The 13718-nt window shown below is 35.0% G+C and carries 25 protein-coding genes; 22 read left to right on the forward strand and 3 right to left on the reverse strand.

What is annotated here, in order from left to right:
* Nucleotides 1-73: 73 nt before the first annotated feature.
* Genes BX659_RS17840 through BX659_RS17850 form a run of 3 tightly spaced genes read right to left on the reverse strand, consistent with a single transcriptional unit; the run spans nt 74 to nt 1032 of the window.
* Nucleotides 74-325, reverse strand: a complete 252-nt coding sequence (locus BX659_RS17840; RefSeq protein WP_097019586.1) for a hypothetical protein — start codon at nt 323-325, stop codon at nt 74-76.
* A gap of 43 nt (nt 326-368) precedes the next feature.
* On the reverse strand, nt 369-659 hold the full coding sequence (locus tag BX659_RS17845; protein WP_097019587.1) for a hypothetical protein: 291 nt from the start codon (nt 657-659) through the stop codon (nt 369-371).
* Entirely contained in the window at nt 637-1032 is a 396-nt protein-coding gene (locus BX659_RS17850) for a helix-turn-helix domain-containing protein (RefSeq protein ID WP_216358858.1), read from the reverse strand. Before BX659_RS17850 ends, BX659_RS17845 begins: the two co-directional genes overlap by 23 nt.
* Nucleotides 1033-1201: 169 nt before the next feature.
* Between BX659_RS17850 and BX659_RS17855 the strand changes: the two genes are divergently transcribed.
* From BX659_RS17855 to BX659_RS17930, 22 genes are all read left to right on the forward strand, one after another.
* Entirely contained in the window at nt 1202-1432 is a 231-nt protein-coding gene (locus BX659_RS17855) for a helix-turn-helix transcriptional regulator (RefSeq protein ID WP_097019589.1), read from the forward strand.
* A gap of 20 nt (nt 1433-1452) precedes the next feature.
* Nucleotides 1453-2034, forward strand: a complete 582-nt coding sequence (locus BX659_RS17860) for a hypothetical protein (RefSeq protein ID WP_097019590.1) — start codon at nt 1453-1455, stop codon at nt 2032-2034.
* 5 nt (nt 2035-2039) lie between these two features.
* Nucleotides 2040-2198 carry a hypothetical protein gene (locus tag BX659_RS19175; RefSeq protein ID WP_172432012.1) on the forward strand — a complete coding sequence of 53 codons (159 nt, stop codon included), beginning with the start codon at nt 2040-2042 and terminating at the stop codon, nt 2196-2198.
* A 50-nt stretch (nt 2199-2248) separates the two neighbouring features.
* On the forward strand, nt 2249-2392 hold the full coding sequence (locus tag BX659_RS19180; RefSeq protein WP_181186459.1) for a hypothetical protein: 144 nt from the start codon (nt 2249-2251) through the stop codon (nt 2390-2392).
* Nucleotides 2389-2631 (forward strand): hypothetical protein, encoded by a 243-nt coding sequence (locus tag BX659_RS17865; protein WP_097019591.1) that lies wholly within the window; start codon nt 2389-2391, stop codon nt 2629-2631. The genes BX659_RS19180 and BX659_RS17865 overlap by 4 nt, the downstream gene beginning before the upstream one ends.
* A complete protein-coding gene (locus BX659_RS17870) occupies nt 2625-2849 on the forward strand; it encodes a hypothetical protein (RefSeq protein WP_097019592.1) in 225 nt (74 codons plus the stop codon). Before BX659_RS17865 ends, BX659_RS17870 begins: the two co-directional genes overlap by 7 nt.
* Before the next feature lie 65 nt (nt 2850-2914).
* On the forward strand, nt 2915-3127 hold the full coding sequence (locus tag BX659_RS17875) for a hypothetical protein (RefSeq protein WP_097019593.1): 213 nt from the start codon (nt 2915-2917) through the stop codon (nt 3125-3127).
* Between the two features lie 156 nt (nt 3128-3283).
* On the forward strand, nt 3284-3448 hold the full coding sequence (locus tag BX659_RS19185; protein ID WP_172432013.1) for a hypothetical protein: 165 nt from the start codon (nt 3284-3286) through the stop codon (nt 3446-3448).
* Between the two features lie 12 nt (nt 3449-3460).
* Nucleotides 3461-4048, forward strand: coding sequence for a helix-turn-helix domain-containing protein (locus BX659_RS17880; RefSeq protein WP_097019594.1), 588 nt, complete (start codon nt 3461-3463; stop codon nt 4046-4048).
* 29 nt (nt 4049-4077) lie between these two features.
* A complete protein-coding gene (locus tag BX659_RS17885; RefSeq protein ID WP_097019595.1) occupies nt 4078-4266 on the forward strand; it encodes a hypothetical protein in 189 nt (62 codons plus the stop codon).
* A 14-nt stretch (nt 4267-4280) separates the two neighbouring features.
* Nucleotides 4281-4766 (forward strand): hypothetical protein, encoded by a 486-nt coding sequence (locus BX659_RS17890; protein ID WP_097019596.1) that lies wholly within the window; start codon nt 4281-4283, stop codon nt 4764-4766.
* 92 nt (nt 4767-4858) lie between these two features.
* Nucleotides 4859-5569 (forward strand): hypothetical protein, encoded by a 711-nt coding sequence (locus tag BX659_RS17895; protein WP_097019597.1) that lies wholly within the window; start codon nt 4859-4861, stop codon nt 5567-5569.
* Nucleotides 5566-5826 (forward strand): hypothetical protein, encoded by a 261-nt coding sequence (locus tag BX659_RS17900; RefSeq protein WP_097019598.1) that lies wholly within the window; start codon nt 5566-5568, stop codon nt 5824-5826. The genes BX659_RS17895 and BX659_RS17900 overlap by 4 nt, the downstream gene beginning before the upstream one ends.
* Before the next feature lie 112 nt (nt 5827-5938).
* Nucleotides 5939-7048, forward strand: a complete 1110-nt coding sequence (locus BX659_RS19555; protein WP_253250819.1) for a hypothetical protein — start codon at nt 5939-5941, stop codon at nt 7046-7048.
* Nucleotides 6930-7895 (forward strand): ATP-binding protein, encoded by a 966-nt coding sequence (locus BX659_RS17905; protein ID WP_253250821.1) that lies wholly within the window; start codon nt 6930-6932, stop codon nt 7893-7895. The genes BX659_RS19555 and BX659_RS17905 overlap by 119 nt, the downstream gene beginning before the upstream one ends.
* 41 nt (nt 7896-7936) lie before the next feature.
* Nucleotides 7937-8101: a hypothetical protein gene (locus tag BX659_RS19190; RefSeq protein WP_172432014.1), complete on the forward strand. Its 165-nt coding sequence runs from the start codon at nt 7937-7939 to the stop codon at nt 8099-8101.
* 381 nt (nt 8102-8482) lie between these two features.
* Complete coding sequence (locus BX659_RS17910) at nt 8483-8944, forward strand: hypothetical protein (RefSeq protein ID WP_097019600.1); 462 nt, start codon at nt 8483-8485, stop codon at nt 8942-8944.
* Between the two features lie 899 nt (nt 8945-9843).
* A complete protein-coding gene (locus tag BX659_RS19195) occupies nt 9844-10011 on the forward strand; it encodes a hypothetical protein (RefSeq protein ID WP_172432015.1) in 168 nt (55 codons plus the stop codon).
* Between the two features lie 156 nt (nt 10012-10167).
* Complete coding sequence (locus tag BX659_RS17915) at nt 10168-10815, forward strand: transposase (protein WP_253250820.1); 648 nt, start codon at nt 10168-10170, stop codon at nt 10813-10815.
* 54 nt (nt 10816-10869) lie between these two features.
* On the forward strand, nt 10870-12345 hold the full coding sequence (gene terL / locus BX659_RS17920; RefSeq protein WP_097019601.1) for a phage terminase large subunit: 1476 nt from the start codon (nt 10870-10872) through the stop codon (nt 12343-12345).
* 15 nt (nt 12346-12360) lie between these two features.
* Entirely contained in the window at nt 12361-12624 is a 264-nt protein-coding gene (locus tag BX659_RS17925; RefSeq protein ID WP_097019602.1) for a hypothetical protein, read from the forward strand.
* Complete coding sequence (locus tag BX659_RS17930; protein WP_097019603.1) at nt 12606-13631, forward strand: anti-CBASS protein Acb1 family protein; 1026 nt, start codon at nt 12606-12608, stop codon at nt 13629-13631. Before BX659_RS17925 ends, BX659_RS17930 begins: the two co-directional genes overlap by 19 nt.
* The last annotated feature ends 87 nt before the right edge of the window (nt 13632-13718 follow it).

The raw sequence follows: 13718 nt of genomic DNA on the forward strand, positions 1-13718 counted from the left end.
GAATGCATTCTACTTTAGATTATAAAAGTCCAGAAGAATACGAAAATGAGAGAAAAACCACTAAACTATGTGTCTAATTTAATGGGGGAACCTCATCCTGAACATTATCTTTTTTCAAAATTTGATTATTTTCGTTAACTTGGAGGGCGATAGTTTCATTTTGGGCTTGAACATTATTCATTTGTTCTTTTAAGCTTTTAACATCACCCTTGATTCCTTGAATATCTTGCTCCATATTATTTAATCTATTATCCATTCCATCTAATCTATTATTAATTTGACCGACTTGATTAACTAGTAATTCTAACATTTCTTTTTCAGTCATTTTAGTCACCACCTTTTAATTAGTATTTCTTATATATCTTCTGTTATCCACCTAAACTTCCCAGAGCTTGTACAGCTATCAAATCAGCAGCTTTCTCCATCTCACTATGCTGCATGTCTAATCCAACCATATAAGGCTTATTAGGCAAATGCTCATTGATATGGGTCATCTCATGCATAAAGATCTCTTTCTGTTTCTCATGGCTTAGATTTTTATTGATAATCAAATGATACTCAGCAAAGGAATCTCTATAGACAAAGCCCCAGACAGAGAGATGCATCTTTTCAAAGGCGGCATAAACTCCATCAGTATCAATTATGTCGTTTGTGTGCATCTCGCTCAATTCTCCTAATAATATTGATAACATCCTGGATAGCTTCTTTAGGAAGGTCACGAGTTTGCTTAAATAATAGCTGTAAATCCTCCCGTTGACTGAGTTCATTCCAGAATTCTAATAGTTCAGGATCATCAGAGATTGCTGACTTGATTTTATCGTTAGGGTTTTGGCGATTGTCAGTATGACCTAGGAGGTAGTCTGTTGATACATTAAATATTTCAGCTAATTTTTTCAATGTATCATAGCCAGGTTCTTTACCCTTGGTTTCATAACCAGCAATTGTAGCACGACCAACCCCAATTTTATCTGCTAATTGTTGTTGAGTTAATTTATGTTCTTTTCTTAATTGTCTTATTCTTTTTTTGAACACTATTCAATCACCTCAATTTATATATTATAATAATACATTCAAATGTGTCTATAGTAAACATGATGTATCTAAAAGGCACAAAATTTTAAAAAACACTTGACAATGTGCCTTAGAGAGACTATAATATAAACAAGATAGTTCCCTTTAGACACACAAAGGTGGTGTTATTATGAGGAAAAAATTAAAAGAAAAAAGGTTAGAAAAGGGTTTAACTCAAAAGAGAATAGCACAAAAAATTGGTATAAGCAGAGGTCATTATACTAATATTGAGTTAGGGCATAAAGAGCCTTCCTTTAAAGTAGCTAGAGCAATAAAAAAAGAATTAGATGAGAAAAATGATGATATTTTTTTAATTTCTAACGTGCCCAAAGGGAACAAAACAAATCACAAAGCAAGCTAAAAACTAAGGAGGAGATAAATATGACTAGATGGGTAGGATTGAGAAGTGATAATGGGCTAGAGAGAGTTCAATCAGCATATCGTCGAAGAATGGAAACTAAAGCAGAGACTAGAGCAGAGTATGAAGCTAAAGTAAAAGAGCAGTCCAAGAGAAACCAACTAATAATCAATGTCCTTTCCAAAGCTAGCTTTGAGCAGGAAGAAGAGTATACCAAATTCACAGGTGGAAGTTCTGGAATAGACGATCAACTAATCTTAGCTAAACTAGTTGATCTTGGATTTGAATTGAAGCTAGAGAATGACAGCTGCTGGATAGCAGTAAGTCAGAGTGACAAGGCAGTCTTTATGTATAGCAAAGACAAGCAAGAGTGTGTATATGTAGCCTTTGACTCAATTGAAGCTATGAAAGAAGAGTTAAAAGTAGTAGGAGTTGAGCTAGAGTTAGCAGCTACTCCAGATGAAGCTGAGTTAAAAGAGATCTTAGCTGCTACCTTAGAAGCTCAACAGGCAGTAATCTCAGGAGTAAAAAGCTATAGAGCTGTAAAGCGTTATTGGGATTCATTGAGTAGATTAGGGATTAGAGGGATAGCTGGAAGGGGGTGAAACAGGTGAGGAAAAAGGAGCAAAAGTGTGAATATATAGGATGTAATCAAAAGTCTATAAGATCAATAAAATATGAGATTTCACCAGGTGTTGAAAGCAAAGTCAAAGTATGCTCAGACCACCAAAATCAAATATTTAATATAACTAAATCAACTAATCAATAAAGTATTTTTTCCATGGGATTCTACTAGGGTGAATATTAGCTAGAAAGTAGGTGAGAGAAGTGAGTGATTTAGAGCAACGTATTGAGGAGTTAGAAAAGAGAGTAACTGAACTGGAAGGGCAAGTTCTAGAACAGCTAAATTTAGAAGAAATAGGTAGAAAGATAGTTAAAAGATTAAAAGGGGGATTCAAATGAATAAAACTAGTGAGATTAAAATTGCTCGAGACCTTTGGAATAGAACTGAGAACCAAGCTGTTAAATTGCTCTTAAATCAATTTAGTGACGAGTGTCCTAAATGTGGACTTAAGGCTGGTCGTGGTTATAAAAATTGGGATTTACTAGTTCCTATTGAAGTGATCGATACAAAGCATCATTTAGTCAGCTATAGGTGTAAGAGCTGTGGAAAACAGTTTAAGAAGGTGGAAGAATGCTAGAACAACTATCAGCAATTCTAAATCTATTGAATAGTGGCGACATTAAATATTACTATTTAAATCGTGAGCTGATGAGCTATAAGTCAGGATTAAATTTTAGAATCTGTAGTGTTGATGAGATAGAATCCTTTACAGTAACAGGTGAATCAGTGATCCTCTATGGAGACTTTGGAGTGAATACAATCTGGTTGGATAAAAGTGGAGTTGAGTATCATTAATAGGACAATCAAGCAAGACCATATAGATTAATAAGAGTAAGTAAGATGGAAAGGGGTGTTGATCTATGGACTATGATGATCCACGTTTTGGAGGTTTACGCATTCGCAATGAAACTAAGGCTAAGATCACTCCTGACTATACAGAGTTAGACAGAGAGCTTAAGAAGCAAGAGTTTGAATATATGATGAGAGTCAAGTATATTAAGGCAACTGCCAAAAGGATTAAGGAAGAATGTCCTAAGGAAGAGGTAGAGAAGAAGGTTGCTATGGGTCAGTGATGAGCTGACCGCGAAGTAAAAGTGTACAAGCTCAATCAGGAGGGTTTTTATATGGAGGGTAGTTAAGTCTTCATCTACTTTAATTATAAATTAAAGCTAAGTAAATAATCTATAGCTAGACTTTAGAATCTTTGAAGTTGAAAGGTGGTGAATTCAATGAAGCAAAGAGAGCTACATTCTAATTATAAGCAGAGATACTTAGAGAAGAAGAAAATACTTACTGAAAGATTGATTCAAGCTCAAGAGCAAGAAAATCTACAGAGGGTAGAAGAGCTAAAGCGATTAATTGAGATCGTTGATAAGAAACTAGCGATAGCTTAAGGAGGGATTGACTTGGATAGAACTGATATGAGGAAGTTTTTCTCGATAGTCAGAGAAGAGCTAGCAAGGAAGAAATGGACTCAAAAGAGATTAGCCAAAGAGACCGATTATAGTGAGAGCACCATTAGCCAATATCTCAACAAGGACTATGGACCAGAGCATTTCTTAGAAGCAGTTGCTGCAGCTCTCAATAGTAGAAGGTTGAGGTTGATTCTCACAGGAACCACCTCTGCTGGTGTCTATATGGACAAGATTCCTATCTGCTTTCCACTCAATGTGGATCGGTTAGAGACAGAGTGCCAGGAACTCTTAAAGAAGATTAGAGAGGTAAAGAGGCTCAACCAATTTCAAAATGCATTTAACCTCAACTCTTATAAGCAGTCAGAGCAGAAGCTACTAAAGGAGATGCTCCAAGAGATGGATGATATAAAGCACTGTATCGATATTGTCAATATAGCTGCTGAAGATATTGGACTAAATCCAGATGAGGTCAGTACAGATAATCTTAAAAAATATTTGAAAAGGGGATATATCTCAACACAAATAGCAAAAGACACCTACTCGCCACAAGTAAGTGTCTTAAGTATTAATGCATTGTAATTGGGATGTACCTCAAAAGGAGGTCTCTAATGAACAGGATTATAGTTAGCACTATAATCACCGCTTCACTATTACTATTACTGTCTTTAATTATATCAGATAGTGGAGCAGATAACAAGATGATTCAACCAGCTTGGGAGATCAAAGAGCTGGTTGGTCAACCTGTAGATGCTACTGGCAATGTCAATGGAATTAACTATACTATCAAAAATAATTAAGGAGAGTGGATAGGATGGAACTAAATTTAACTGGCATGTTGAAGAGAATTGGCAAAGGATATTATAAAATCATTCAATATAAGAAAAATAAAGAGGTTATAAGATCAAAGAATAACCAGAATCAGCTTCAGACTTTTATCAGTGATATTAGTCAGGGCAAACTGAAGGAGTATCAGACTGATGGAGATTGCAAAGTAATCCTTAAATTTACTGATGACTCAGACAATGATCGGTGGGAAGTGATCCCAGCTATCCGACTCATTCAGTATCAGGTTACAGCTTATAGCAGAAAGGTAATCGATGATGAGCTGATTAGTAAACAGCTAGGACTATGCTTATTAGTGGGAATTGGTCAAACTCAGAGAATAACTGACACAGATATTATTGAAGTCGTTAACTATGTTAGTAATGGTCAAGTTGAGTATATCTTAAAGGATAAGTTAGAGCAGAAAATAGATACAATAAAGTTTGGTGATAAGGGTTTAGCTGATGCGGTTTGATGGAGGAGCAGAAGAATAAACTTAATCTGGAGTTGGGTTAGGATACCTGCTCCAGATGATTTACAAACTACAAAAAGGTGGTGGGGTTATAAATGATAACTGAAACTGATCCAGCTAAGTGGTGGGAAGCAGCCTATAAGATAATTATAGAGCCTATTGAAATCAAAGAAGATAACAATGGTAACAGATATACTCCCATTGAAGATGTCAAAGAAAGGCTCAATCTAATCTTTGGACCTTTCTGGGATGTAAAGATAGATCAGCAATATTATGAAGAGAGAACCTATGAATGTATAGTTAAAGGTAATGTCACCTTTAGAACTCCCCAAGGGATTCCAGATATCTCTAAGGATGCTATTGGTCGCTTTGAGGTGGTCAAGAAGAAAAAAGATAGAGATGGTAATGAAGCTAAAAGCTATCAGGATAGAGAGATTAAGTCCTTAGGTGATGCTTTCGAGAGTGCCAAGGGGAATATGATCAAGAGAGCTGCTGAGGATTTGGAGTTAGGTCTACGGATGAGATTTGCCAATCCAGCCTTAAACGAGATAATGGGTGGTAGTAACAGTAGTAATAATGATTCTAGTAACAATCAATCTAAGGGTAATAACGGTAATCAGTCCAATAGAGCTGGTGATGATCCAGGAGAGATTAAATTACCTTTTGGTAAGCATCAAGGGACTAAGCTCAAGGATATAGATAGCGACTACCTAAAGTGGGTTGTTCAAAATGCCAATAAGGATAAGTATAAAATAGCAGCCCAAAGGGTTCTAGAAAGTAGGGATACGGGAAAGCAGATAGCATGATCAAGCACAGCCAACGGAGAAGAATCTTTGCTGTCATCAAAGCAATTGTAACTTGGATGAAAGAGAAAGGGGTAGTAACCACTGTCAATCAGGTTAGAAAACAGATGATGGCAGACTTCTTTGAACTCTATGAAATAGAATTGAGCAGCTTAAGTAGTGATGAGTGTAGCTATGAGCAGGCAGAGCAGTTTATTGGTTGGTTGCAGAGCAACTTGGAATCAGTTAATGGTGATAGAGAGCAAAGACAGAGTGCATAATGAATATTTAAGATAAAGTTATTAGGTTCTAGATACAGCTGGATCTGGGATAGATAATATTCGGTTGTTGAACTAAAAATTATTATTATAACTTACCTAAGGAGTGGTAATGATGAGCTATAAGATACAGAATGAGAATGTTAAAAAGATAGAGCAATTAAATATTACAGGAAATGTTATACCACCTACTTGGTTAGAGAACCTGAGAACCAAAAGTGGGAAGCCTCGCTTTAGGTCTGCCTGGATATTATCTGATTTAGTTTATTGGTATCGACCTAAAGAGATTAGAGACCCTAGAACTAATATGGTTATCAGCTATGAACAGAAGTTTAAAGCTGATAAGTTACAACGGGGTAAGGCTTATTATGCTGAGCAACTTAATTGCTCTGAGAAGACAATTCAACGGGAATATGATTATTTAGAAGATGAGGGATTGATTGAAGTTGAATATAGAAATATCAGAGTAAACGGAAAGCCCTATAATAATGTTCCTTACATAGATATCAATGTGGAAGCAATTAGGAAGCTGACTTATGGAAAGCTAGAAGAGCAAGAGGTAGAAGCAACTGGACAAGAATGTCTTGATATAGACAAAGATGTCCATATGGACAAACCTGTCTTAAGTTCTAGACAAGAATGTCCAGAGGGTATGGACACAGATGTCCAGACTAATACAGAGATTTCATATACAGAGATTACTACAGATAATACTATATTATATAATAACGCAGGCGAAGAAAAAATTGGAAATAAGCAGGATGATAGACAAAGCAGTAAAAGTGGAGACTTAGTTTCAAAAGATAAGCAAACACCTTTTCAAGAGCTGATGGAGTATATAACCAGCAAGCTCAATATTCAAAAGCTGACTAAAGGCTATCTGATTGAGGATGATCTTAAAGATTATAGTCCAGAGGTTATTAAGAGGGCCTGTGATATAGCAATTTGGAAACAAAAAGAAAAAGGAAATTATAGACATGGTGATCCTGAAGCTGGTGTTAATATCAATAGCTATAAGTTTATCCGTTACTTTATCGCTGAAGCTCAGGAAGCTTTAGAGGAAAATCCAAAGCATAAATCAACAGGGGGTAAGGGAAATGGAAGGAATAGCTCAGATAATACAAGAGAATCCACAAAAGATAATCAGTCTCAATCGGAGTATGGAGAAGGGTGCTTTGACAGCCCAGAACTCCAAGAAATCGACCTCACAATCGATGACCTCTAATCCAATAAATAAAGTTAAACAGCTTAGATATAAGCAGATTTGGGAGCTGCAAAATGGAGAGGTAGATAAATCTCAGTTTGCTTGTCAACTTTGCTGTGATAAGGAGATAGTAGTAAGCAAAGCTAGAGATAAATTTACTGCAAAAGACTGTAAGTGTCGACAGGAGAAGGAGATTAAGGCTAAAAAGGAACAAGAGCAGAAGAAGTATGAGCAGAATATTAAATCTGCTGAGATAAGAGAAGAGTTCAAAGCTAAGACCTTTAAGGATTTCAAGTGGCTAGAAGGCAAGAAAGAAGCCAAATTAGCAGCTATGGACTATGTTGAAAACTTTGATTTTTATAAGGAAAGGGGTATTGGATTAACCTTAGTTGGCAAATGTGGGAGAGGTAAGACTTTATTAAGTCACATAATTGGACAAGAAATAATCAAGAAAGGCTATACAGTCATTAATGCAGTAGCCAAAGAGTTCTATGAGGATATCAAAGCAACCTATAACAATTTCAGTAAGAATACAGGGGACTTAGTTAGCTCTGCCAAACAAGTCGATCTATTAATTATAGATAACCTAAATGCTGAAAGGTTTGGAGCAGATGAGATAGATAAGCTCTTTATCATCATCAATTATAGAATTGAGAATAAAAAACCAACAATTATTAACTCTACAGGAGATTTAGATTATCTCAATAAGAAGTTAGCTTCTGATCATGTCAGTCGATTAATTGGTAAGAATGGAGAGCCGATTAAAGTTGGTGGAATAGATATGAGAGTTAAGCAAGGCGAATTGATAACTAGTTTGAGGAATAAGAATATTACTAGGCTTAAAAGCAGATTAGGAAATGGTTACTAAAAACTTAGTCTTTTATGACTACAGAAATGGAGGAAAGCAGAATGAGGGAAAGAGTCAAAGTAGATTTTTTCAAAGAACTATCTACTCAAGAATTAATCAAGGAGTTAAAAGGTAGAGAAGATATTGAAGTTATTGACTGCAAAGAAGAAGACTTAATTGGACCTTATTATGTAAATGATGAAATTATTATTAAGTTTAGTAGGTAAAAATCATCTGCTACCTGTATCCATTAAGGAGCAAGTGGCAGAGAAGGACAGGCTCATAACTCCTAGCTTGGTGTAGCCTAGAGCATGGAATAACTCAAGGCAAAAACCGAAAATAAGAGAGGAGGAGCCACCTTAGTTATTATTCATCTTAAGTAGCTGGTCTAAGCCTAAGGCCAGCTACATAAAAAGGATGTGGCAACTATGAGGATTTTAATGGCTAAAAGTATCTTTGTTATTATTATGGCTTTAATTATTATAGAGTTGTGGAAAGAAGATAAGAAGAAAACAGTTGGTTAGATAATTTTGAGATTAAAATAAAAAAGGACAGGTTTGGGGACCTGTCTCCATTCTATTATACCATATTAGGGGAGGCAGGGTAAAGTGAGACAGGTAGAGAAGGTACTATATGCATACAGAGATTTAAAGAGAGCCAGTAAGAGATTAAGAAGGAGAGCTTGCACAATTAATGATGGTATAAAGTCTGGATATAAAGCAGCTGATATTATTCCAGGAAGATTGAGTGCTGTTTGTTACGGGGGAGGACAACAGGAGAATAGTGCTGTTATAAAGGATGAATTACTTAGAATAGCCAATAAAGCAGATGAATTAAGAAAGAAGGTTAGAGAAGACATAGAAGAGTTAAAAGAAGAAGATCCAGAGTTTGGTGAAGAGATGGCAATAGTGATTGAGTTAAAATACTTTAAAAAATATAAAAATAAGATGATAGAGAGAAAGTTACTTATAAGTGAAAGAACTCTTTATCGGAGGAGAAATAATGCTTTAGAGTTTCTAGAGAAGAAAGAACTACACTTGTTATGCGGAGAGATAATGAGTCTTATTTAAGACTGGCAGAAAAGTGGCAGGATATTGGCAGGAAGTTGGCAAGAATAATTAAAAAAGTGTGTTATAATAATTATAAGGAATGTTATAATTAAGTTTAATAATAGATATATGAGCACTCGGCAGAAGCTAGGGTTTTTATTATAACAATTTAAATAGAGAACCGATATATAGCTTTTAAAATATTGAAAATTAACGTGCCTACTAGGCTGCTAAATTGACAATAGGACAAGTTGGTGTTATAATGATAGCACGTAATAGCATATAATAACATATATATAAGTTAGGTATTGTATTACGAACTTAACTTATGAATAAACTAAGTAGTAAGCCCCCTTTTTATAGGGTAAATATAAAGATAGACTAGCAAGTGGGGCAACACTCGCTAGTCTATCCGAAAATACCTCCCCAAACACAGGCATCTAATTGACTTAATCGGTAATTATAATTTGTCTATTAGATCCAGGATTAACTGGAGGATTGCTAATATTGTTTTAACAATCGTTATCCACTTCATTAGCATCACCTCCTTTCAATTAATCTAGGAGGTAAATTTTCGGTAAGCCAGCATCTGGAGATGCTGGCTTAATCTTTATTATAGCATATTTTTTACAGTTGCTCAAAAATAAAGATTAATCTCAAATAAACACTCAGCAGAAGCTGGGTGTTTTTGTATAAGTACAAGATATTTTATTTATAAAAAATAGTAATTAATCCATCTTTAACCTATCATTAATATAGTTGTAATATACCTTTGATATACTCAAATATGTAGTAAGCAGAATATCAGTATTGCTCTTGGGTTGGGTATTATATATCCTTTTTATATAACGATATTTAATATATATTGTTGTTATTTCATATACTGGAAAGACTCCAAATGTAAAGAGGAGGTATGACAGATGGATAAAGTTGCTGAAGTAGATATGTTAATAGAAAGGTATAAGTCTAAAATCAATGAAGCAGGGGCTTCTAAGATAGTAAAAATGGTATGTAGACATAAAATTAAAGATTTAGATATATATAAAGATAAGCTATTAAAAAATAAGTCTTATTATATTGAAAATTAATCTTAATTGAATAAATTTATAATATTGAAGATATAAATATAATTTTTTCTATATATCTATTTTCAACTCTTTTCAAGTAATAAAAATGACTCTCAGTTAATCTGGGGGTTATTTTTATTTTTTGAAACTAATTAATAAAGGAGGTGTTGCTAGTGAATGGGAGCTAAAAAGACTAAGATTGTTAGATGTATTGGGAAGAAAGGTGATGGATCTAGGTGTACAAGAGAAAAAGAAGTACCGATAGATTTTGAAGGTGACTGGAGATGTTGGCAACATCCTCCTGAAGATAAGAAAAAAGAGGTTAATGCAGGAGGAAGACCGAGTAAATATGACCCTTCTATAATCCCAAAGGTTGAAGAGTGGGCTAAGGAAGGATTAATTGATTATGAGATAAGCAAGAGGTTAGGAATTCATACATCAACCTTATATGATTGGAAGCATAAGTTTCCCGAGTTTTCCGAGGCCTTAAAGAAGAACAAATCACAAGCTGATTTTAGAGTAGAGAATAGTTTATTCAAACGGGCCAATGGTTATAGATATGATGAAATAACTAAAGAAAGGGTGAGAGTATATGATGAGGAAGGGAATCCCATAGGGTTTGAATTAGTACCAACTAAAGTCGTAACTAAAGAGGTGAAGCCTAATCCAACTTCAATTATTTTCTGGCTTAAAAATAGACAGTCAGATAAATGGAGTGATAAGAAAGAAATCGATCTTGAAGGAAACATAAAAGGTACTATTAAGGATCCAGCAATGAACGAGTTATCTGTAGAAGAGCTAAAGAAATTAGCAGAAGTATTATAGACTTAAAATAAATGATTTTATATAAGTAATATTTTTAAGGTAGGGGTGACTCAAATGTTAGCAGATAAGTTAACTCCTGACCTAAGAAAGCATGTACAGCAAAGAGCAAGAAGAGAGTTGGCCAGAAGAAAATACTTACCATATGTTAAGTATACTCATCAGGATATAGATTTTAAAAAAGCTAGGTATCACGATTTATTGTGCGACACTTTAGAAAAAGTTGAGAAAGGCGATATTAAGCGATTAATGGTCTTTATGCCACCACGACATGGAAAGTCAATGACGATTACAGAGACCTTTCCTTCCTGGTGTCTTGGTAGAAATCCTAATTGGAGAGTTATCGAGGTCTCTTATGGTGATGATTTAGCGACAGATTTTGGTCAAGCTAATAAAGATAAAGTAGAACTTCATGGAAAAGAATTATTTAATATCAGAATAGCTAAGAATACCAAAGCAAAGGGTAAGTGGAACCTTCAAGAATCACGTGGGGGAATGCTGTCAGGGGGGATCTTATCAGGAATAACTGGTAAGGGTGCTAATCTGATGATTATAGATGATCCCATTAAAAATGATGAACAGGCCTATAGTGCTAATTATCGTGAAAAGCTTTGGAGAGAATGGAACTCTACTTTAAAGACTAGATTAACTGCTGATGGTCGAGTTATAGTGATCTTAACAAGATGGCATGAAGATGATTTAGCAGGTCGACTACTTAAGGAAGAAGGTAGAGTAGAAGCTGGAGGTAAGTGGCATGTAATAGAGTTACTTGTAGCAGCTAAAGAGAATGATGCATTAGGAAGAAAACCTGGAGAAGCATTATGTCCTGAACGTGGCTTTGATGAAGAGTGGATTGAGTCAGAAGCGAAGACCAATAAACGTGTATTTGCTGCTTTATACCAACAAAGTCCACAAATTGAAGGAGGCAACATCTTTAAACGGCAGCATATTCAGTATTTTACACAGACTAGGTCAACATTTATTTTAGAGTGCTTCAATGGCAGGATTAAGAGAGTTCCTAAGGATAAATGTATTTGGTTTCAAACTTGTGATACAGCTATGAAAGATAATGAACAAAACGATTATACTGTAATAAGCACCTGGGCCTTAACTCCTGAAAATAATTTATTGTTGATTGAAGTCACTAGAGACAAGCTGGTCATTCCTAAGCAATGGTCTTTTATTAAAGTCATGAAGAAGATATACCCAAAAGTGAAGATACAGGCAGTAGAGGACAAAGCAAGTGGTACTGGACTAATTCAAACAGCCAAATTAGAAGGAACACCTTTGATACCACTTAAGGCTGATAAAGGTAAGGTTGCTCGTAGTTTTGATATATCTACTATGTATGAGAATTACATGGTATTCCATTTAAAAGATGCAGAGTGGTTGCCTGACTTTGAGAAGGAGCTATTAGCTTTTCCTAATGCAAGTCATGATGATCAAGTGGACACAGCATCTTATGCAGGTATCTTAGTTAATACTAAAAAATTTAAGAGTGCTACAGATGATGATGGTGGAGTATGGAGTTAAAAGGAGGTTATGCCTATGGATGAAGATAGTTCAATTCAAGTATCTAATAATGAAATGGTAGAGAGATTTACTTTAGCTTTTAATAGTATTATAAGCGATAGAGCCAAGTTATCTAAATTATTAGGTAAGTCTTTTGGTGGTAAAAGAGATTATTATGATAAATTAGGATATAAGAAAGAATTGAATTTTGATGATTACTGGACTAAGTATGATAGGGGAGATATAGCCAAAGTAGTTATCGATCGGCCAGTAGATAAGACTTGGAAGGACAAAAAGTAGTTATCGATCGGCCAGTAGATAAGACTTGGAAGGACAATCCGACTATTAAAGAAAAGGGTAAAGCAGAAGATGATGAGACCAAGACTGCCTTTGAAAGAGAGATTAGCAAGGTGATTAATAATACTAAGCTCTATAATAAGTTAAAAAGAGTTGATAAGCTAGCTAGTATTGGTCGCTATGGCGTAATCTTTATTGGGACTAATGAGCTAAAAGTAGATAAAGATAACAATGTCAATAATTATTTAAAGAAACCATTAGAAAAAGGTTGTCTTAGTGGACCTGAGGATATCCTTTACTTATCTGTCTTTAGTGAGAAGTCAGCTGAAATTAAAGAGTGGGAGACAGACCCTACTAATAAAAGATTTGGACTACCAAAGACTTATGAGATTAATTTTGCTGGTGAGAATCCTCCTGAAGGATTTAATCCTAATAAGCAAAGGGTACATTATAGCAGAGTAATTCATATTGCAGAAGAGTTACTTGAAAATGAAGTCCTTTCTAGACCTAAATTAAAGAATGTATGGAATAGATTAGAGGACTTAATTAAGGTTGTTGGCGGTGGAGCAGAAAGCTATTGGAGAAATGCACGTAGTAAGTACCATGCTGATGTAAAAGAAGATTATAATGTTGATAAAAAGAAAATGGGTAAACAAGTTGATGAGATGATCCATGATTTAAGAGATTGGATTGGTACTGAGGGAATAGATATCAAAAAACTTGGTGCTGATCTAGCAGATCCTAAGAATCCTTTTGAGGTTATTATCTCATGTATTAGTGCTGTCACAGGTATCCCGCAACGAATCTTATTAGGTTCTGAACGAGGAGAGCTGGCCAGTAGTCAAGATGAAAGCAATTTTCTAAGCACTATATCAGAAAGAAGAGTGAATTATATTAATCCTATGGTATTAGAGCCTTTAATTGACAAATTTATTTTCCATGAGCGTGGTCTAAAACCACCGCCTTTAGGCGGTATACGCTTTCAGCCTTTTAAATATTGTAGAAAATGACATACTATTCATCAAAGAGGTGATTAGTATGGTTGACTATACGAAAAAAAGCCATGCAGTATACGGTATAAAGTATCATGTAATATG

Source organism: Orenia metallireducens (assembly GCF_003001995.1).
Lineage (GTDB): Bacteria > Bacillota > Halanaerobiia > Halobacteroidales > Halobacteroidaceae > Orenia > Orenia metallireducens_B.